At 26.7% G+C, this 20,578-nt stretch carries 16 protein-coding genes; 7 read left to right on the forward strand and 9 right to left on the reverse strand.

Annotated features, from left to right (window positions below):
- Window positions 1-27 precede the first annotated feature (27 nt).
- From BFL38_RS07525 to BFL38_RS07540, 4 genes are all read right to left on the reverse strand, one after another.
- Window positions 28-1,143: a M24 family metallopeptidase gene (locus tag BFL38_RS07525; protein ID WP_069726467.1), complete on the reverse strand. Its 1,116-nt coding sequence runs from the start codon at window positions 1,141-1,143 to the stop codon at window positions 28-30.
- 20 nt (window positions 1,144-1,163) lie between these two features.
- Window positions 1,164-1,607 (reverse strand): type II 3-dehydroquinate dehydratase, encoded by a 444-nt coding sequence (aroQ, locus tag BFL38_RS07530; RefSeq protein ID WP_069726468.1) that lies wholly within the window; start codon window positions 1,605-1,607, stop codon window positions 1,164-1,166.
- 122 nt (window positions 1,608-1,729) lie between these two features.
- Entirely contained in the window at window positions 1,730-2,617 is an 888-nt protein-coding gene (gene truB / locus BFL38_RS07535; RefSeq protein WP_069726469.1) for a tRNA pseudouridine(55) synthase TruB, read from the reverse strand.
- A gap of 9 nt (window positions 2,618-2,626) precedes the next feature.
- Window positions 2,627-3,370, reverse strand: coding sequence for a hypothetical protein (locus tag BFL38_RS07540; protein WP_069726470.1), 744 nt, complete (start codon window positions 3,368-3,370; stop codon window positions 2,627-2,629).
- An 88-nt stretch (window positions 3,371-3,458) separates the two neighbouring features.
- On the opposite strand from BFL38_RS07540, the gene BFL38_RS07545 reads away from it, so the two are divergent.
- From BFL38_RS07545 to thrB, 5 genes are all read left to right on the forward strand, one after another.
- Window positions 3,459-4,088, forward strand: a complete 630-nt coding sequence (locus BFL38_RS07545) for a hypothetical protein (protein ID WP_069726471.1) — start codon at window positions 3,459-3,461, stop codon at window positions 4,086-4,088.
- Window positions 4,089-4,209: 121 nt separating this feature from the next.
- A complete protein-coding gene (gene uppP / locus BFL38_RS07550; protein WP_069726472.1) occupies window positions 4,210-5,019 on the forward strand; it encodes an undecaprenyl-diphosphatase UppP in 810 nt (269 codons plus the stop codon).
- A gap of 24 nt (window positions 5,020-5,043) precedes the next feature.
- Window positions 5,044-8,607, forward strand: a complete 3,564-nt coding sequence (locus BFL38_RS07555) for a DNA translocase FtsK (protein WP_069726473.1) — start codon at window positions 5,044-5,046, stop codon at window positions 8,605-8,607.
- A gap of 212 nt (window positions 8,608-8,819) precedes the next feature.
- Window positions 8,820-9,875, forward strand: a complete 1,056-nt coding sequence (gene thrC, locus BFL38_RS07560; protein WP_069726474.1) for a threonine synthase — start codon at window positions 8,820-8,822, stop codon at window positions 9,873-9,875.
- Between the two features lie 2 nt (window positions 9,876-9,877).
- On the forward strand, window positions 9,878-10,816 hold the full coding sequence (gene thrB, locus BFL38_RS07565; RefSeq protein WP_256097222.1) for a homoserine kinase: 939 nt from the start codon (window positions 9,878-9,880) through the stop codon (window positions 10,814-10,816).
- A gap of 57 nt (window positions 10,817-10,873) precedes the next feature.
- Here the strand turns inward: thrB and BFL38_RS07570 are convergent, their stop codons facing one another.
- From BFL38_RS07570 to pepF, 5 genes are all read right to left on the reverse strand, one after another.
- Window positions 10,874-11,077, reverse strand: a complete 204-nt coding sequence (locus BFL38_RS07570; protein WP_069726476.1) for a TM2 domain-containing protein — start codon at window positions 11,075-11,077, stop codon at window positions 10,874-10,876.
- A 128-nt stretch (window positions 11,078-11,205) separates the two neighbouring features.
- A complete protein-coding gene (locus BFL38_RS07575) occupies window positions 11,206-12,390 on the reverse strand; it encodes a MalY/PatB family protein (RefSeq protein ID WP_069726477.1) in 1,185 nt (394 codons plus the stop codon).
- A 41-nt stretch (window positions 12,391-12,431) separates the two neighbouring features.
- A complete protein-coding gene (malX, locus tag BFL38_RS07580; RefSeq protein WP_069726478.1) occupies window positions 12,432-13,967 on the reverse strand; it encodes a maltose/glucose-specific PTS transporter subunit IIBC in 1,536 nt (511 codons plus the stop codon).
- Between the two features lie 83 nt (window positions 13,968-14,050).
- The gene (locus BFL38_RS07585; RefSeq protein WP_069726479.1) at window positions 14,051-15,823 is read right to left on the reverse strand and encodes an HTH domain-containing protein; all 1,773 of its coding nucleotides are present in this window, start codon (window positions 15,821-15,823) and stop codon (window positions 14,051-14,053) included.
- Between the two features lie 21 nt (window positions 15,824-15,844).
- Complete coding sequence (pepF, locus tag BFL38_RS07590; protein ID WP_069726480.1) at window positions 15,845-17,665, reverse strand: oligoendopeptidase F; 1,821 nt, start codon at window positions 17,663-17,665, stop codon at window positions 15,845-15,847.
- Between the two features lie 597 nt (window positions 17,666-18,262).
- Here pepF and BFL38_RS07595 point away from each other — a divergent pair.
- Both BFL38_RS07595 and BFL38_RS07600 read left to right on the forward strand, forming a co-directional pair.
- A complete protein-coding gene (locus BFL38_RS07595; RefSeq protein WP_069726481.1) occupies window positions 18,263-18,619 on the forward strand; it encodes a hypothetical protein in 357 nt (118 codons plus the stop codon).
- Between the two features lie 62 nt (window positions 18,620-18,681).
- Complete coding sequence (locus BFL38_RS07600) at window positions 18,682-20,529, forward strand: bifunctional metallophosphatase/5'-nucleotidase (protein ID WP_069726482.1); 1,848 nt, start codon at window positions 18,682-18,684, stop codon at window positions 20,527-20,529.
- Window positions 20,530-20,578: the final 49 nt, after the last annotated feature.

Consider the following 20,578-nt stretch of genomic DNA (forward strand, 5'->3'; position numbering starts at 1 on the left):
TGCCTTTTATTTGTTAAAATCTAATTTTTATAAAACTATTAAATCTGTAGGAGTATCATTTATAGAAACTCCTCCGTTTTTAGTTACTATTGCCATGTTTTCTATTCTTACTCCGCCTAAATTTGGCACATATATGCCAGGCTCAACTGTAACCACGCATCCGCCTTCTAAAATATGATCAACAAGAGGTGAAAGTCTAGGAGATTCATGTATTTCAAGTCCTACACTATGTCCCAATCCATGTCCGAAATACTGACCGTAACCTTTATTTTTTATTATTTCTCTTGCTGCATTATCAACTTCTTTTCCTGATACTCCGGAATGTATTGCTTCTATGCCTTTATGATGAGCTTCTCTTACTATATTATATATTTTACTCATCTCTTCAAAGTTATTTCCTTTGCCGAAGAAGAAGGTTCTTGTTATATCGCTTTTATATCCGTCTCTGGATAATCCGAAGTCCATAAGTATATTGTCGCCTAATTTTAATTTTCTTTCAGAAGGTACTCCATGAGGAAGGGAAGTTCTTTCACCAAAAAGCAGTATAGTATCAAATGCAGTTTTATCTCCGCCTTCTTTACGCATTTGATATTCTAATTCTGCTGCTAATTCCTGTTCTGTTACTCCCTCTTTTACAAATGCCAGCATTTTAGTCATTGCTTTTTCTGCTCTGTTAAGATTATCTTTTATTATTTTTATTTCTTCTTTTTCTTTTACATTTCTTATTGTGTCTATATCAGCCTTACTTATTGCTATTTTTATTGAATTGTTAACCATAGAAGCAACTATGCTTTCATAATCAGAAAGATAAAGTCCGTTTTTAGCTACATGTATTTCTTTAATGTTATTTTCTTTACAGAATTCAGCTACAGCATCTTGATAAGTTACTGCCACAAGTATAACAGTAGTTTTATGTGTAACTTTAGAGGCATGCTCAGAATATCTTGAGTCTACAAATAGATATTTTTTGCCATTGCTTATGAGAAGCCATCCGGCACTGCCTTTAAAACCTGTAAGATAGAATATATTTTCATTTTTGGTGATAAGAATATTTTCATTTGTTAATTTTAATAATCTTTCTAACCTTGCATCATAATTGAATTTTTTATTTTCTCCGCTTTCAGTTAAAGTTAATTTACACATTTTCAAACTCCGTAATATATTTAATTATTATTTCTTTTTTCTACTGATAATAAATGAGCTAGGGCTAGTATATAACTATTATCACCAAAACCTGTAATTACTCCCAATGCTATATCTGATAAATAGCTTTTACTTCTAAAATCTTCTCTTGCATAGACATTACTCATACGAACTTCTATAAATGGTATATTAGTAGCTAAAAAAGCATCTCTTATAGCTATAGATGTATGGGCATAAGCACCTGCATTTATTATTATATATTCTATATTTTCATCATAAGCTCTATGTATTCTGTCTATAATAGCTCCTTCATGATTTGACTGAAAGAACGATACTTTTGCATTGCCTGATGCTGCTTCTTTAATCTTATTTTCAATATCTCCTAATGTAATATTTCCAAAAATTTTAATCTGAGCTGCACCGAACATATTTGTATTAGGACCGTTTATAACTAAAATATTCATAGTATATGATAGAAACCTCTATTATAGAATTTTATTAAATAATATAATATACCTATTACAAAAAAAATCAAATATTGATTTTATGTTATGTTAATTTGTTTTAAATTATTGGAATATATAAATTATTCAATATCTATAAAAGCATATTTATTATTTTTATCAGTGTTATTTTTTTCTATTATTGCAAGAAGATTATTTTTATTATTTGTTAATGCCATGTATTTATTGTTTATTTTTATATTTTCTATTGTTTTGGTATTGCCGCATAATATTTGTTTTATATCTGATGTATTTTCTATTATTGTTTTATCGAAATTTTTAAACATATCAAAGAATGATAATATTTTATTTTTACTTATATCTTCAATATTACAAGACATATTAATATTATAATTTCCTATTGAAACTCTTTTTAATTCTTTTGTATAGGCAAAGTTTCCTGTTATTTCTCCTATATCTCTTATTATGGATCTTATATAAGTTCCTTTGCTTACTGAAGTTTTTATTTTGAAATATGGATAATCATATTCTAATAATTCTATTTTTTCTATAAAAACATTTATATCTTTTAATTCAAAACTTTTATTATCCCTAGCTAAATCATAAGCTCTTTTACCATTTATTTTTTTGGCACTATATATGGGAGGTTTTTGTATTATATTTCCTTTGAAATTTGTTTTTATAATATTTTCTAATTCTTCAAAACTCAATTTATTAATGTTATTTGATACTTTAATTGTATTTCCTTCTATATCATCAGTATCCCTGCTTTCTCCGAATACTCCTGATGCTATATATTCTTTATTTAAATTATCGAATAAGAAAAATAATTTAGTATATCTGCCGAATGCTAATATTAATACTCCGTCAGCAAAAGGATCCAATGTACCTGCATGTCCTACTCTTTTTTCTAATATATTTTCTTTTTGCTTTAATATTATTTTTGTCTTTTTTATGGCATCAAAAGAGGTTATGCCTTTTGGTTTATTTAAAATACAAAATCCTTTCACTATACTTAATTATCCTCTTATTATCTGAAGCGAGTTAAAATATATATTTAAAATGTTTTCTGATATATTAGAAAGATTACTGTATTTTTTTGAAAACAGATCATTTCCTATAGATTTAACTAAGTCATCTATAGTTTCTATATTATGCTTTAAAGTACCAAGCTGCTGCTGAGATAGATGGAGAAGATGAATATTACTTCTGTCAAATTCTGATATAGTAGTTTTTACAGCTGCATCAAGAAGATAATATACCACTATCAATTTTTCTTCCTCTTCTGGTGTAAGCGTAGTATTGGAACCTGCATATATTTTTGAAAGTTCTCCTACTCTATATGCTATTTTATATATAGAGTTTAAATTATCAAAAAACCAATTAACATTATTTCTTTTTCTTAAATCTGAAAGTACATATTTAATATCATGCAGTATAGAATATCCTGCACTTTCATCTTCTCCGCTTGATATATAATAATGAGATCTTATAAGTATATCCTGCAAAGAATCAAAATCAGCTTTCCATTGCGGATCTTCTATACTTGAATTATAATACTTTTTTTTAAACTCATTCCATATAATTATAAATTTTTCTATTGCTTCTTTTCTATTTGGATTATTAACATCTCTGATTATTAATAATGTATCCATATATGATTTATCTAAAGAAGCCATATCTTCTAAAAAATTATCCTCTTTTTTCTGACATGATGAAAGTATAATAACACTTAATAACAATATAAATATTTTTATATTCAATATGAAATCTCCATATATTTATTTTACAATTACTAATATAATAAAGTTAAAATAATTAATATTACAAAAGGATAATTTATTATAAATTATGGAAAAAAACAAGCTGTATTTTATCATTATTTTATTATTATTTTGTTTAATTTCATGTTCAAAAAATAATATTAAAAAAGGTAATTTCTATTCAAAAGCTTACACAGATGTAAGTTTTGAAGCTAGCAAATCCAAAGCAATAGATTCTATATACTATTATATAGCTAAGGAAACTTCATCAATAATAAATAGAACGGATTTTAATATAGTTGCTGTATCTTTGAAGGATAATAATTTAATAGATTTTGATAATGAGAATATAGCTGATATAAGAGAATATAAAAAAGATGATAATTTTTATGTTGAAATAAGTGTTAAAGACAGCAGCGTATATAATAAAACTTTGGAAATATTAAATAAATTAAAAAAAGAGGGAAGTATTGAAGACAAATTTTTCAGAGCAAATGCTTCTATACAAATGCCGGAAACTGCAAATCTTAATGCTTATACAAGACAAATGCTTACTCAAAATGCTTTAAAAAGAGCTTATGAATCATTATTTAATGTACTTAGAAGTAATGATATAGATGTTAATATAGCTGTAAAATTGACAAATGATGCTTATATATTAGAAGAAAGCTACAGTTCTAATGAATATAATGTTGTAGTTGAAACTATTTTAGAGTAGAGATTTGCTTATAATTCATTATTATATATTATCATAATATAGTTGACATAATTTTTTACTATTGCTTTTTTTAAACTATCCGAAAATCATACAGATATTATGTAAACAATGGGGTAGTTTAATGATTAAGGCTGTAATACTTGGTTTTGTTCAGGCTATAACAGAATTTCTTCCGGTTTCAAGTTCCGGTCATTTAAGAATAATAGAATACTTTTTAAATTTTCATGCAGAAAATATACTGTCATTTGAAGTTGCACTTCATTTCGGTACATTTTTAGCTACATGTTTAATATTTTATAAAGATATAATAAATGCTATCACAGGTTTTTTCTCAGGGCTTAAGGATGTTAAAAATGCTAGTAAAAATAGCGAAGGCTTTAGAATATCTTTAATGGTGATAATAGCTTCTATACCTGTTGCTATAGTAGGACTATTATTAGAAAAATATTTAAGCAATTTGGATTTACAAAGAATAGGACTTAACCTTATTATAACAGGTTCTATACTTCTTCTTACTAGAAAATTAGATAAAAACACTTACAGCAATGATTTAAAAGATGTATTTACTATGACTTATAGGAATGCATTTATAATAGGTTTAGCACAGTCAGTTGCCATATTTCCGGGTATATCAAGATCCGGCATGACTATAAGTGCCGCTTTATTTTTGGGCTTAAATAGAGATTTAGCAGGAAGATTTTCTTTTTTAATATCATTACCTGCGATATTCGGAGCTTTATTGCTATCAATAAAAGATATTGCTGATTTTGATATTACTTATGCTTTGGTAGGATTTTTTACGGCATTTGTATTTGGTATTATAGCTTTAAAATTCCTTCTTTCTTTTTTGAAGAAGGGTAAACTTTTCTATTTCGGATTCTATTGTCTTATAGCCGGAATGGCAGTTTTTTTCTATTTTTTGCAGGTATGATTTTTTAAGTATTGGAGTTTTATTATGATGGGATTATTTAAAAGAAAATTAACAATACAAAAAAGAGCAGAACAAAAAAAGTTTGAACAGAAATCAGAGAATGAAAAATTTGATGATTATATTCAGGAAGAATATGAAAATAGAAATCCTTTTTTTGATATAGTGGGTTTTTTATGTCTTTTATTTGCTGGTATACTTCTTCTTTCCTATTTTAGTATGAATATGGAAGATTTAAATTCAAATAATGAAATTAAAAATTTATTAGGTATATTTGGTGCTTATATATCAAGCTATTCATTTCTAGCATTTGGTTTTGCCTCTTATATAATACCGGCATTTTTCATATATGCAGGAGTAAATATTATATTAAGAAATTCTACTGATAGAATATTAATATCCGCATTATCATCTTCAATATTGATGATACTTCTTAGTATATTGTTAAATATATTTTTAGGAAGTTTAGATTTTTATAATAAAGGCGGAATGCTAGGTGAGTTTATAGGAGGTTCTTTAGTATCAATCTTTGGAAATACCGGTGCTATTATGATAGTAATTTCCGGACTTGTAATAACTGCTATTGTATTTGCTAAAGTTTCTATAATGGATTTAGTTAATTATTTCAGAAATATGGTTAGAAATGTTGATTTTGAGAAAATCAAAGATATAGAGCAGAAAGTGGTTAATGGTATAAAAGATTTAGAAATAAAATCAATGAAAAATGCTGAAACTGCTCATCAAACTGATAATAAAGAAAAAATATATTCCAGAGATTATGTTCCTTTATTCTATACTAAAGAAATTTCAGAGTTAGAGTTTAAAACTGTACCGTTTATAGAGAAAGCAGAAAATAACAATTATAATTTTGATGAAAAAAAATATAGAGAAACATTATTGAGAAGAAATAAATCCGAGGATAGTTTTTTCAGTGCATCTAATCCATTTAGTAAAGAAGCTGAGAATCTTACAAATGAATTAAAAAACATGCATTTTAATGGCGGAATAAATGTAAATGCATTAGAAAATAAAGAGGAAGATTTAGGTCTTACTTTGGCAGAAGTTGTTTTTGGAAAAGAAAAAGCTAATAGAAATAATACTATCCATAATAGCAGTATGGAAATGGAAGATGAGTTTTATAGAAGTTATTATAATGACTTCATAAATAAAAAAAAAAATGAAGAATTAAAAGAAACAGAAAATAATGATTATCAGGAATTTGAAGGGCTTGATTATAATATCAATTATTTAAAAAAATCGGATTTTAAGAGAGCTGCTTATGATGATTCAGTTAATAATTATTCAAAATATAATGTTGAAGATCAATATATAAGAGCTAATAGTAATTCAGAAAGTTATGAAAATTATATATATGATTATTCTGATACGAAGGAAGAAGCAAATATTAATGAAAATATTGAGGCAGAGGATAGTTTTGAAAAGCTTCAAAGATTAGTTGAAGAGAATAAAAAAAATAAAGAAAATGAATTGAATGAAATATATGAAGTGAATAATAATATTGATAATATTGCAGAAACTAAAAAAGAAGAAGATGAAGAAGAATATGTTTTAACTTCAAATAATATTGGAAATAGTATAAACAGCGGCAGTAAGAAAAAAGAAGCATTTGAATTTGCTATGGGATATGCATCAAAAAGAGTGTATAATAGAGCAGATCATATACCCAATTATAATAATAATCATAATAATTATTCTGACAATAAAATAGATGAGTTTGATTTGGACGAAGAAGAACTTTATAATGCAGATTCTAATATAGAAGATATACGATTAAAAACTAGAACTGTAAATACGGCAGATAATATAAATAATGATGAAAACTTATCAGAATATAATAATAATTTAGATAATAGTATAAATGAAAATATAGAGAATAATAATATAATTGATAATACAATATTAAAAGAATCAGAAGAAATAAATGAAACTGATAATAAAATAGATAATAATGCCGCTCATATAAATAATGCTCCTCAGGAAGAAGCAGGATTTATAAATATAGAATCTCAAAAAACGGTTGATACATTAAAGCCTATGAAATCTGTTATAGGTACTAAATCAATTAAAAATTTTGACAGAGATCGTATACAATCAAATTTTGATACTAAATATGTTGATAAGCATTATAAGCATCCGCCTTTTGATTTATTAAATAGATCTATACCTGTAAATGACGGAGCTATGATGGAATCTATTAAACAGACTGCTATGCAGCTTGAACATACTTTATTAGATTTCAATATAGAAGCAAAAGTTACAGGAGTATCAAGAGGTCCTGTTATTACTAGATATGAATTAGAGATTGCATCCGGAATAAGAGTGTCAAAAATATCCAACCTTACAGATAATATAGCATTGGCATTGGCATCTGAAAGTGTAAGGATAATAGCACCCATACCTGGACGCTCTGTTATAGGAATAGAGATACCTAATAAAGTGAGAAATGCAGTTTTCTTAAGAGATGTACTTGAAAGCACAGATTTCAGACAATCTAAATTAGACATACCATTTGTATTAGGAAAGGGTATATATGGAAACAATGTTGTATCAGATATGTCAGAAGCTCCTCACTTATTAGTTGCGGGTACTACAGGTTCTGGTAAAAGTGTTTGTCTCTCTACTATAATACTTTCGCTTTTATATAAATTCAGACCAGATGAACTTAAATTTATTTTTGTTGATAAAAAGAGGGTAGAGCTTTCTATATATAACGGAATACCGCATTTGATGTCGCCTGTAGTATCTGATGAAAAGAAAGCTACTATAGTATTGAGATACATTGTAGATATAATGGAAAAAAGATACGAGAGAATGGAAAGATTTTTCGTAAGAAATGTAAAAACTTATAATGAAAAGGTCAGACAATTACTTAAAGAAGGTGAAACAGAATTTAACGGAGAGCCTTTAGAATTATTTCCATATATAGTTTTGGTTATAGATGAGCTTCATAACTTAATGGTTGTGGCTTCAAAAGAAGTTGAGGATTTAATATCTCGTTTGGCTGGAATGAGTAGGGCAGTTGGAATACATTTAATTATAGCTACACAAAGACCTTCTGCTGATGTTGTTACAGGAGTCATAAAAGCTAATCTTCCAACTAGAATAGCATTCCAAGTACCTAACAAAACCAATTCAAGAATCATAATTGACATGTCTGGTGCTGAACAGTTATTGGGTAAAGGAGATGCTTTATTTTGTGCTTCCGGAAGTCAAATGCCTGATAGGATACAGGGTGCTTTTGTATCTGATAATGAAGTTAAGAAGGTTGTTGATTATTTATCCGGAGAGATGTCTCCTATGTTTGATGAGAGCTTGATTGCTGCCTTAGAGGGAAGCGATGCAGATGATAAAAATACTGATGAAGAAGATATACTTGATGAGGAGCTTTGGGAGGATGCGGTTCAGTTAGTTGCTAGAACAGGTAAGGCTAGTGCTTCATTCCTTCAAAGACGCTTAAAAATAGGATATAACAGAGCGGCAAGAATAGTAGAGATAATGGAGCGTCAGGGCATAGTAGGACCTGAAAACGGCAGTAAGCCTAGAGAGGTATTAATTACTTTAGATGAATAATATTAATAATTATTAATTAGAAGCTATCAAATATTTATATACATGTTTATACCTATCTTAAAAACAGGAGAATTAAAAAAATAATTAATTCTCTTGTTTTTTATAAATTTATTATTATCTTAATTAAGAACTTGAAAAATTATTATTTATATTATATGCTTATTAAATACTATCGAGTGTAATTTTTAATTAAATTAAAAAAGGATAAAATTATGAAATCATGGAAAGGACTTTTAAGAGAGTACAGAAAATATTTACCTATAACAAATAAAACCCCATTAATAACCTTGCATGAAGGAAATACTCCTTTAATAAAAGCTGAAAGGATAGGAAGAGATTTAGATATAGAATTATATTTAAAATATGACGGACTTAATCCTACAGGTTCTTTTAAAGACAGAGGCATGGTAATGGCTGTTGCTAAAGCACTTGAAGGCAGAGATACTAAAGCTATAATGTGTGCTTCTACAGGAAACACTTCTGCTTCTGCTGCTGCCTATGCTGCTAGAAGCGGTATCGATTGTATAGTTGTTATACCTGACGGAAATATCGCTTTGGGTAAATTAGCTCAGGCTTTGATGTATGGTGCTAAAGTTATAGCCATTAAAGGAAATTTTGATGAGGCTTTAAAGGCTGTTGTTGATATTACGAATAAATATCCTATTACATTAGTAAACTCTATTAATCCTTTCAGACTTCAAGGACAAAAGACTTCCGCATTTGAAATTTGCGATGTTTTAGGAAAAGCTCCTGATTATTTAGCTGTACCTGTAGGAAATGCTGGAAACATATCGGCATATTGGATGGGTTTTAAAGAATATAAAGAAAATGTAAAAATATCTAATCTTCCAAAGATGATAGGTTTTGAGGCTGAAGGGTCTGCTGCTATAGTGCAGAATAAAATAATAGAGAATCCTCAGACATTAGCTACAGCAATAAAAATAGGAAATCCTGCCAGCTGGAAACTTGCTGTTAATGCTGCTAATGAATCAGAAGGTTTTATTGACTGTGTTACTGATGATGAAATATTAGAGGCTTATAAAATGCTTACAGTAGAAGAAGGAGTATTTGCTGAACCTGCTTCTGCCGCTTCTTTGGCTGGTATAATAAAAAGCCGTAAAGCTGGAAAAATAAATAAAGGTGATACTGTAGTTTCTGTATTAACAGGAAACGGACTTAAAGATCCTGACAATGCTATTAAAATCTGTAATGAGCCTATAAAAGTGGATAACAATATAGAAGAAATAAGGAATGCTATAGGAATATGATAATGAATAAATCTGAAAATAAAAAACTTGTAACTTTTAAAATACCTGCTACATCTGCAAATATTGGTTCTGGATTCGATAGTGTGGGGCTTGCTTTAGATTTATATAATGAAATACATATATACTCAAATGATAATTCCAAAAAAATAGAATTTGAAATAATAGGAGAAGGTCAAAACGAGATATCAAAAGATAATAATATGATACTCGATGCTATGAAATTGGTATATAAAAGATTAAAGTTAAAGCCGGATAAAGGATATATAATAAAATGTATAAATAGAATACCGCTTTCAAGAGGACTTGGAAGCAGTTCTGCGGCTATCATAGGAGGACTTCTTTCTGCTAATTATATACTTGGAAATAAACTTTCTATTGAAAATGATATATTAAACATGTCAGTTCAGCTTGAAGGACACCCTGATAATGTATCGCCTGCTATATTAGGAGGTATTGTATCTGGTGTAGTTCGTAAAGATGAGGATTTTAAATATGTAAAAATAAAACCTCCTAAAAATTTAAAAGCGGTAGTTGCTATTCCTGATTTTTATTTGAGCACAGAAACTGCTAGAAATGCACTTCCTAAAGAAATAACTTTTAAAGATGCTGTATTTAATATTTCAAGGGCGGCACTTCTTACTTCAGCATTATTTACAAGCAGATTTGATTTACTTGAAGTTGCTACAGATGATAAACTACATCAGGATTACAGAGCTAAATTTATACCGGGTTTAAAAGATTTATTTAAGAATACTAAAACTGCAGGAGCATATTCTGTTACAATAAGCGGAGCTGGTTCTTCCGTACTTTCACTTGTAAAAAATGATGAAAATATAATTAAAAAAGTTTCTGAAGCTATGAAAAGCAGTTTCAATAAAAAGAAAATAAACTGTGAAATAAAAGTTTTGAATATACCTCAAAAAGGTGTTATAATAAAATAGATTTTTAATTATTTAATAAAAGGTTAGTATATTAAAATACTAACCTTTATTTATTAACTATTTTCTTAATTTTCTCCCTTCTTTATCAGTAAATTGATCTAATAGTATCATTACAATGTCTACAATGTACCATATACCAAAACCGCCGGCAGTAAGCCAATATAATATGCCTGTTCCTATTTTTCCTACATAGAATCTGTGAACCGGAAGAAATATTGCAAAAAGCAATGTAACAACCCAACTTCTATCTGAAACTTCCATAATGTCTCCTTAAAAATTATTTACATTATTAAGTATACATTAAATAAAAAAAAATAGAAGTATTATATTTATATTGTATAATAAAAAATACTGATATATAAAACAATACCAGTATTAGAAAGAATTAATTATAAATCTATTATATTATTTGATTTCATGTATTCAATAGTATTAGTTATTCTATTCATACAATCTTTTATTTTATTAATTGAACAAGCACAATTAATTCTTAAAAAAGTCTTTCCTTCTTCACCATATACAGATCCATTCATTATAGCAACTTTACCTATTTCCACTAAATATTTTTGAAAAACCTCTTCAGATATATTTAATTTAGAATAATCAACCCAAGCAAAATATGAACCTTCCGGCATATATGATCTTAGCATTGGTATATTCTTATCCAAATAAGAAATTATATAATTTATATTACTATTTATATATTCTAATAGCTCATCAACCCAATAATCGCATTTATTATAAGCTGTCATATTTGCTATTATTGCTAATATTGGGGGTGAAGATAAAGCGTCTCTATCTTTTAATATATTTAAATACTCATTTCTATCTTTATTATTTCTTATAAATAGATAAGATCCTCCTAAAGCAGGTATATTAAAAGTTTTTGAAGCAGAAGTGCATAATATCATATTATTATAATCATCAACAGAAAGTATTGGTATATGTTTTTTATTGTATACTATATCCATATGTATTTCATCTGATATTATATATACATTATATTTTTTACAAATATTCACTAGCTTTTTAAGTTCATCAATATCCCAAACTCTACCTACAGGATTATGAGGAGAACAAAAAAGAAATATTTTGGATACTCTGCACTTCTTTTCAAAATCTTCAAAATCTATTTCATATTTTGATTCAGTTTTTATTAAAGAAGAAGATAATATATTTCTATTATTTGCCTTTATAGTTTTAAAAAATCCATCATAAGCTGGAGTTAATATTAATACATTATCATTAATACTAGATTTCATTCTTATGAAATTTGATACAGAATATATAACACTAGGACTATATACAATATGATCTTTATTTATGTTAAAATTAAATCTCTTTTTATACCATAATTCTATAGAATTCTTAAAATCATCATGATTCCATCTGCTATATCCAAATATTTTATGATTTATTCTTTTTATTAAAGCATCTATAATTTCATCAGGCGACTGTAAATCCATATCTGATATAGTAAAAGGTAAAAGATCATTAATTCCAAACCTATCCTTAATATAATCCCATTGAGTACAGTATGTACCTTTTCTATTTATAATTGTATCAAAATCCATATATTAATCCTAGATAAATGTTTCAATATTATACAATAGAATTAACTTTTTATAAGTTTATCTAATTTATTTTTTACAACATGTACTTGAGGTCCTATAATTATTTGAAGATTAGTATTATCTAGTTTAACAACCGCTATAGCACCTGTAGCTTTTATTTCTTCTTCATTTATTAAAGCCATATCTTTGACAACCAATCTAAGTCTAGTTATACAGTTATCTAATGATACTATATTTTCTTTTCCTCCAATAGCTTTAAGCATTTTTTCTTCATCATATCCTCCAAGTTTTACGCTATCACCATCGTTAATAATTTCTCTTCCAGGTGTTTTCAAATCAAATTTTAATATAGCAAATTTAAATACAAAGTAATATATGGCAAACCAAACAACTCCAACAACAGGAACCAAATACCAATTAGTTCTAGTGCCTTGTAAAATACCAAATACTATAAAATCAATTAAATTACCATCAGTATTTCCTATAGCAACTTTTAATATACCCATAGTCATAAAACCAAGTCCGACCATAATACAATGGAATATATAAAGTATAGGTGATATAAACAAAAATATAAACTCTAAAGGTTCTGTAATACCTCCTATAACACAAGCTATTACTCCTGAAGTTAATAATCCTTTTATTTTATTTCTATTTTCTGGTCTTGCAGTATGATATATGGCAAGAGCTACAGCTGGAAGACCAAATAAATATGAAGGCATTTTTCCCTGAGATAAAAATCTAGTAACATTAGGATCCAAAATACCATTTGCAAACTCTTTATAAAATATTGTTAAAGCACCTGATACAGTTTCACCATTAACTATAGCATCTCCGCCAGCAGAAGTAAACCTTATCATAGCTACAAGTATGTGATGAAGTCCGAAAGGTCTTAGTAATCCCTCTCCTGTTCCAAATAAAAATGGTCCGAAAATACCTGCTTTTCCTATCAAATTACCTATCCCTATAATTAACTTATTGAAAGTAGGCCATATAAAAGGTATTAGTAAACTTATTAACCCAACTATAACTAAAGTAGCAATAGGAACAAATCTAGCTCCGCCGAAAAAAGCTAAAGCATCAGGAAGTTTAATTTCATGAAATTGATTATGTATTTTAGCAACTATAATACCTATTAAAATACCGCCTAAAACACCAATATCAATACTTTGTATACCCATAACCATAGCCTGACCAGCATTTTTCATATCTTCTGCTGAAGCTAAAGTACCTGTTGCCTTTAATAAAAAATTAACAGATAAACATGATACAACAAAACCTACATAGCCTGAAAAAGCAGCAACACCTTTATCGTCTCTTGCAAGACCTAATGGTATAGCTATAGCGAACATAGCTGGTAAATTAGAAAAAGCAAAAGAACCTATTGTTGCCATAAACTCAAAAAATACTTTTATGATAGATATTTTCAAAAATGGTAAAATTTCTGCTGTTACAGAGCTAGAAAAAGAACTTCCTACTCCAAGCATAATACCGCAAGCAGCAAGCAAAGAAACAGGAAGCATAAATGTTTTTCCTAAACCTTGAAAAAACTCCCAAAAATTTATTTTTTTATTCATATCACATACCTCGATACATTAGTTTATTATAGATTGAATTCTATTTATCATATAAGAAATGAAAAATCAATATAAATAATATTTCACTTTTTTTTGAATTTTTTTGTATGGCTGTAATATTTTCTTATTGATAGAATAATTTTCTCAGGTGTTTCCTGATTTATGATTTCTTTCATAAAATTATTATCTTCTGAAAGTTTCATTATCTGTGATACTATCTGTAAATGTTCAGTTTTATTATTAACTATTATAAAAAATAAAATATTAGCTTCTTTATCATTAACAATAACTGATTTTTTTGAAACTATTAAATGTATACAAGGCTTATCATCAATATTATTTATACTGCTATACATGTTACTGAAAAGAAATATTTTTTCTTTTATAAAAAAATACTGCCCGAATTCTTTTACTGTATTATTTAAAATAGTAATATTTTTCTTATTGATATATTTATAATTAAAAAAGCTATTTAAAATATTATCTATATATATATTATCTTTAATAATATATATATTTTGCTTTTTTAAAAAATTTAAAATATTGTAATCAGAACTGTCTACTATGTCATCATAAATAAATTTTGAAAATTTTCTTTTAATTTTTTCTATTAAAAGTTTTTTATCATTATTATTTTTATATATAGTTTTTATAAGTTCTTTTAATGAAATTTTATCATATTTGCATGTATAATTTTCTATAATCTTTGCTATATAATAAATTTCTTCTTCTCTTAAAGGTTCATAGAGATATGACATATTGTTCTCTACACTATTTTTAACCATATTAAATACATTTGCATCTATATTACAAAAATCCAAATTTTTATCTATGCAAAAATTATTTTTAATTCTATATATAGCCGGTAAAAGATATTTACTAATCTCTTCTACTAACTCATCTTCTATTTCTATATTCATATCCTCCAAAATTTTTAATATAAACTTTTCTGAAATTATTTTATTTTCATAAAAATGTTCATTATAATATTCACTTAAAAAATATTCTGTTAAATGAAGCATTTCATATTTGTAATTTTTATTATTATGTTGAAACAAAAAATTATTAAGAACTATTTTTATTTTTTTATATTCTGGAAGTTTAATTAGAAAAGCTGCATTATTTTTTTTCTTTATTATGTGATTATTATTTATTCTCTCTAAAGTTGCTATTAAATATATAGACATTATATTTTTAAATTTATCAGAAAATTTTGATTTTAACTTTTTTTCTACTTCAATTATGATTTTGTATATAATATTTATATCAGCTTGATTAACATATTCTTTTAATATTAATAATTCCATTTTTTCATTCGGGTATACGGAATTTATATAATTTATTTTATTTGATTCCAGATTAATATATTTAATCATGTTTAAAAATTTTAAATGCCTTAATTTCTTTTCATTACCTCCTAATCTTATTTTATTATTTTCTAAATAAAAATAAAGTTCAAAGTTATTAATATATTCTTTTAAATCATTGATATCATTCTTTATAGTGGTTCTGCTAACACCAATATTTTTTTCCAACTTTGATATAGTGATATTTTCTTTAAAAAGAAAATTAAATAAAATATATTTTTTTCTTTCATCTTGCGATAACAAATACTCATTTATCGGTATTTTTTCAATAAAAGAAATTAAAGCATCATAATCTAAATTAAAATATATCTTTCCGCTTTTTATATATATTTCTGGCATACGGTATTTTTTTAAATGATTATTTATATTATCAATATAATACCTTATTGCTCTAGAAGTAATTGTATATTTTTCTACTAATGTATTTATAGATATTGGATTATTATTAATTTCTTTCAGTATATCTAAATAAACTTTAGTAAAACTCATATTTTATTATTTTTATTAAAATCAATTTAATTCTTTTAATTCTTCAACCTCTTTTGCAAATAATTTCAAAGCACTTTCTACTACTTTAGGTTTAGTCATATCAACTCCTGCAACTTTTAGATTCTCTATAGGAGTTCTGCTTCCTCCGCTTTTTAAGAATTTCAAATAATTATCTCTGTTTGTATAATCATTTTTAGCATTTCCTTCAAGCACTCCATTGGATAAAGCAACAGCAGCTGACATACCCGTAGCATATTTATAAACATAGAATGATCTGTAGAAATGAGGTATTCTCAAAGCCTCTAAATCACTTGTCTCTTCAAGTACAGCATTATCCCCAAAATATTTTTTAAGCAAATCTTTATAAACTGTTCTTATAAGTTCTAATGTTGTAGGATTTCCTTCTTCAGCTTCTTTATGAATAATATGCTCAAACTCTGCAAACATAGTCTGTCTGAATACCGTAGCAACAAATCCATTTATGTCTTTATTTAGTAAAAATGCCTTAACTTCTTTCTTACTTTCATTTTGCATAAAATAATTGAATAAAAGTTTTTCATTAAAAGTAGAGGCAACTTCTGCTTCAAATATACTGTAATCATGATGCTGAAAAGGATTATTTTTTCTGCTGTAATAGCTATGCATACTATGTCCAGCTTCATGAGCCAATGTAAATACCGACTCAATACTTTCCTCTCTGAAATTCATTAATATATAAGGTTCTGATGTATAGCATCCTGCTGAGAATGCACCGCTTGATTTACCTTTATTTTCGTATTTATCCACCCATCTTGAATTAAGACCTTTTGTAAGAGTTGATACATATTCTTCGCCTAAAGGAGATAATGCTTTATTTAAAACTTCTATAGCCTCATCAAATGTATGATGTATTTTAACATCTTTAACAATAGGGGCATATTTATCATACTGTCTGAAATCAGTAATACCTAATTTATCTGCACAGTATTTGTAATAGCTATGAACTGCAGGCAAAGCATTATGCACACTTTCAATCAAACTATCATAAACGCTTACAGGTATATCATCAGCAAATAATTCCATTTCACGAACACTGTTATAGTTTCTTATTTTGGCATCAAATATATCCTGTTTGATTTGGCTTGCATAAAGTTCTGCTAAAGTATTTTTATGTTTATCATATTCTTTATAAAATTGATTATAACTATTTTTTCTTATTTCTCTGTCTTGGCTTTCTTGGAAACTAGAGAATGTTGCATGTGTTAATGGTGTTTTTTCTCCGTTATGTTCTAATTCACCGAAATTCAAATCAGCATCATTTAAAGTATCAAAAACATTTGAAGCTGTTGAAGCTAATTCACCCTGCAATGCTAGTATTCTCTCTTCTTTTTCTGATAATGTATGAGGCTTGTATTTTAATATATTTCTTAAGTATATTAAATAATCTTTTAATACTTCATCTTTCAAAAAGCTATTCATCTTTTCATCATCTATGCTCATTAATTCAGGATCAAAATAACTTAAATTGGAGGAAATCTCTGAAGAGAGTTTTGCAAATCTAGCCACTTTCACATTAGAATCATTATTGGTTAAATCTTCTGTTTGTTTTAAGAAAGCATAGGACCCTAATTTATCTAATATAATAGAAGCATTCATTATAGAGTCTAATATATTTTTTAATTCAGCGGCTGATTTTGAAAGATTTCCTTTGAACTTTACAGCTTCTTTTGAAAAATCTTCCATTAGTTTAAAGTCTTTTTCAAACTCATCATCATTTTTATATAATAAAGTCAAATCCCAAGTATCTTCTATTTTTACATCTTTTCTTTCTATTAGAGTGTTTAATTTATTTTCATTACTCATATTTTATATTCTCTCCTAAATAATATTTTAAGTTAAAACATATACAATTAAAGTTTGTAAATTATAACATAATATTATATTATAACATAATATTATATTTTACAAAATACAAAATAATTATATTATAAAAGTATAAAATAATTATTTTGGAAATATTATTTTGAAACATTATATTCTTTTTAATGAAAAAACAACTAAAGAGCAAATTAGAAAATTAAATAAAATTATAAAAAATATTAGACTTGTTTTAAAACTACTTGACAAGATTATATATAAAATTTTGTAATTTATAAATTATAAAAATCATGTTTTACATGTTGTATAAATTGTTATTTTAATATATAAATATGCAGTCCTTTTGCTTCTTTGGGGCACCAAAAGAAGTGGGGTTTGGGGCAAAGCCCCAATTATAATAAAAAAAATATTAAATTGAAAAACTATAAATATTAAGAAGTTGAGTTTTGAAACAAGTCTATTGTATAGCGAGTTGGAAAATGTAAAATATCCAGAAATTATTGGAGGGCAGAATATACAGATTTACTAAATAAGCAGACTATAGCTTGTTATTTTTGAAAAATTATAATCAAGGAGATAAAAGTGGAAAATTTAAATTTGAATGATATAGAACAAATAATGACTTTTTATTTGATATTCAATTTCGTTATATTTGCATGTATTATATATATTATAATATCTTTAATTTTTAGGCTGATTCCTAAAAAACAAGAAGAAAAAAATAAAGATAATAAGAAAAATAAATCCTCAAATAAAAAGAAAAAGAAAGACATTATAGATTTATTTTGGACTGAAGATAAAGACAGTAAAGGAAGAACTATATTTAAAAGAGGATTTCTTCTAGTTCTTATTGTATTTACATTATATTATATATTTAACTCTATTAATTTTATATTAGCCAATATTGATGTAGTAAAAAAAGTTTTAAAAATTGAATAATTATATATATTTTATTCTATCTATGTTATAATTAATAGATAAACTAAATATTGGGGAAATATATGAGAAGGAGCTATATAATAATGAGTATTTTTTTATCAACATTACTCGCATCTGTATCATGTAATACTAATAAAGATAGAGTTTATCCTGAAGGTGAAGTTAATTTTACTATAGTTGAAACAACAGATATTCATGGGATGATTTTTCCATATAATTTTATTACCGATGAGGAAGAAACTACTTCTATGGCTCATGTATCTTCATATTTGAAACAGTTACAAAATGAAGGCAGAACTATTTTATTATTAGAAAATGGAGATTCTTTACAGGGGCAGCCTACAGTTTATTATTATAATTTTGTAGCTACTAATGAACCGCATATATGGTCTGAGGTTTTAAACTATATGAATTATGATGTTATCGGAGTTGGAAATCATGATGTTGAGGCTGGGCATAGTGTTTATGATAAATTTGTAAAGGAATTAAAAGCTCCTTTGGTAGCGGCTAATTTAGTAGATGAAAAGAGTAAAGAGCCTTATTTTAAACCTTATACTATAGTGGAAAAAAACGCAATAAAAATTGCGGTTCTTGGACTTACAGAGCCGGCAATAGATAGACAATTACCAAAAGTTTTATACGAAGGATTAGCCTCTGAGGATATGGTAGAATCTGCTAAAAAGTGGATTAAAATTATCAAAGATAAAGAAAATCCGGATATGATTATAGGACTTTTTCATGCAGGAGCCAATCATACAGATGATAAAGAGACTTACAAAAATGAAAATGCTAGTCAATTAGTAGCTGAGCAGGTTGATGGTTTTGATATTATACTTGTAGGACATGATCATCAAGGCTGGTCTGGATTAGGTTATGATGAAACTTCAAAGCAAAAAACTAAAGAGGTTAAAAGTCCTAGCGGAAAAATAGTTCCGATATACGGCGGTGTTAATTCGGCTAGATATATAGCTTCTATTGATGTTTCTATGATTTATAATAAAGATAATAAAACTTGGGATATAAAGTTTAATGGTGATTTATTAGATCCTTCTCAGTTTGAAGCAGATAAGGAATTTTTGGAAAAGTTTGCTGATGCAAGAGCCAATATAGAAGAATGGGTAAGCAGAGATATAGGTAATTTAAATACTAAATTAGTTTCAGATGAGGCTATATTTGGAGATAGCTATTTCTTGAGCCTAATACATCAATTACAGTTTACAATAGCTGAAAAAGAACTTGGAGAAAAGGCAGATATATCTTTTGCGGCTCCTTTAAGTAAAGATGCCGTTTTGAATAATGGTATAATAAAAGTAAAAGATATGTTTAGTTTGTATCCTTATGAAAATTTCTTTTATGTTATGAAATTGACAGGAAAACAGATTAAAGATATTATGGAATATTCTTATGGAAGATGGTTTAATACTATGAATGATATTAACGATCATTTAATAGCTTTCAAGAAAGATTCTAATGGACAATTAATATTTAATAACAGATATAATTCTTATGATACAATAACACCTTCATATAACTATGAGAGTGCGGCAGGATTAAATTATACTGTTGATGTAACTAGAGCTAATGGTGATAAAGTTATTATAGAGTCTTTTTCTGATGGAAGACCTTTTGAATTAGATAAAGAATATAAAGTTGCTATTAATTCTTATAGAGGAAGCGGCGGCGGCGGACATCTTACTCAAGGTGCAGCAATAGATTTAAAAACATTACAGAATATGGATTTGGTATTAAAATCTACAGATAAAGATTTAAGGTACTACATAATAAATTGGTTTGAAGAACAAAATGGAGCTATCACAGTTGAAAAACTTAATAATTGGAAAGTAATTCCTGAAGATTATGTTCAGGCTGGAAAGAAAAAAGATTATAAACTTTTATACCCAGATGATTAATATTAAATTAAGCCTATTTTAATAATTATTAATCTATCATAAATTATTA

It is taken from the genome of Brachyspira hampsonii (genome assembly GCF_001746205.1).
GTDB classification, from domain to species: domain Bacteria; phylum Spirochaetota; class Brachyspiria; order Brachyspirales; family Brachyspiraceae; genus Brachyspira; species Brachyspira hampsonii_B.

Coding starts and splice junctions, on each gene's coding strand:
- BFL38_RS07525 (WP_069726467.1), bottom strand. CDS start 1,143: ATGTGTAAATTAACTTTAACTGAAAGCGGAGAAAATAAAAAATTCAAT.
- aroQ (WP_069726468.1), bottom strand. CDS start 1,607: ATGAATATTTTAGTTATAAACGGTCCTAATACAAATATGTTCGGTGCA.
- BFL38_RS07545 (WP_069726471.1), top strand. CDS start 3,459: ATGGAAAAAAACAAGCTGTATTTTATCATTATTTTATTATTATTTTGT.
- uppP (WP_069726472.1), top strand. CDS start 4,210: ATGATTAAGGCTGTAATACTTGGTTTTGTTCAGGCTATAACAGAATTT.
- BFL38_RS07555 (WP_069726473.1), top strand. CDS start 5,044: ATGATGGGATTATTTAAAAGAAAATTAACAATACAAAAAAGAGCAGAA.
- thrC (WP_069726474.1), top strand. CDS start 8,820: ATGAAATCATGGAAAGGACTTTTAAGAGAGTACAGAAAATATTTACCT.
- thrB (WP_256097222.1), top strand. CDS start 9,878: ATGAATAAATCTGAAAATAAAAAACTTGTAACTTTTAAAATACCTGCT.
- BFL38_RS07570 (WP_069726476.1), bottom strand. CDS start 11,077: ATGGAAGTTTCAGATAGAAGTTGGGTTGTTACATTGCTTTTTGCAATA.
- BFL38_RS07575 (WP_069726477.1), bottom strand. CDS start 12,390: ATGGATTTTGATACAATTATAAATAGAAAAGGTACATACTGTACTCAA.
- malX (WP_069726478.1), bottom strand. CDS start 13,967: ATGAATAAAAAAATAAATTTTTGGGAGTTTTTTCAAGGTTTAGGAAAA.
- BFL38_RS07585 (WP_069726479.1), bottom strand. CDS start 15,823: ATGAGTTTTACTAAAGTTTATTTAGATATACTGAAAGAAATTAATAAT.
- pepF (WP_069726480.1), bottom strand. CDS start 17,665: ATGAGTAATGAAAATAAATTAAACACTCTAATAGAAAGAAAAGATGTA.
- BFL38_RS07600 (WP_069726482.1), top strand. CDS start 18,682: ATGAGAAGGAGCTATATAATAATGAGTATTTTTTTATCAACATTACTC.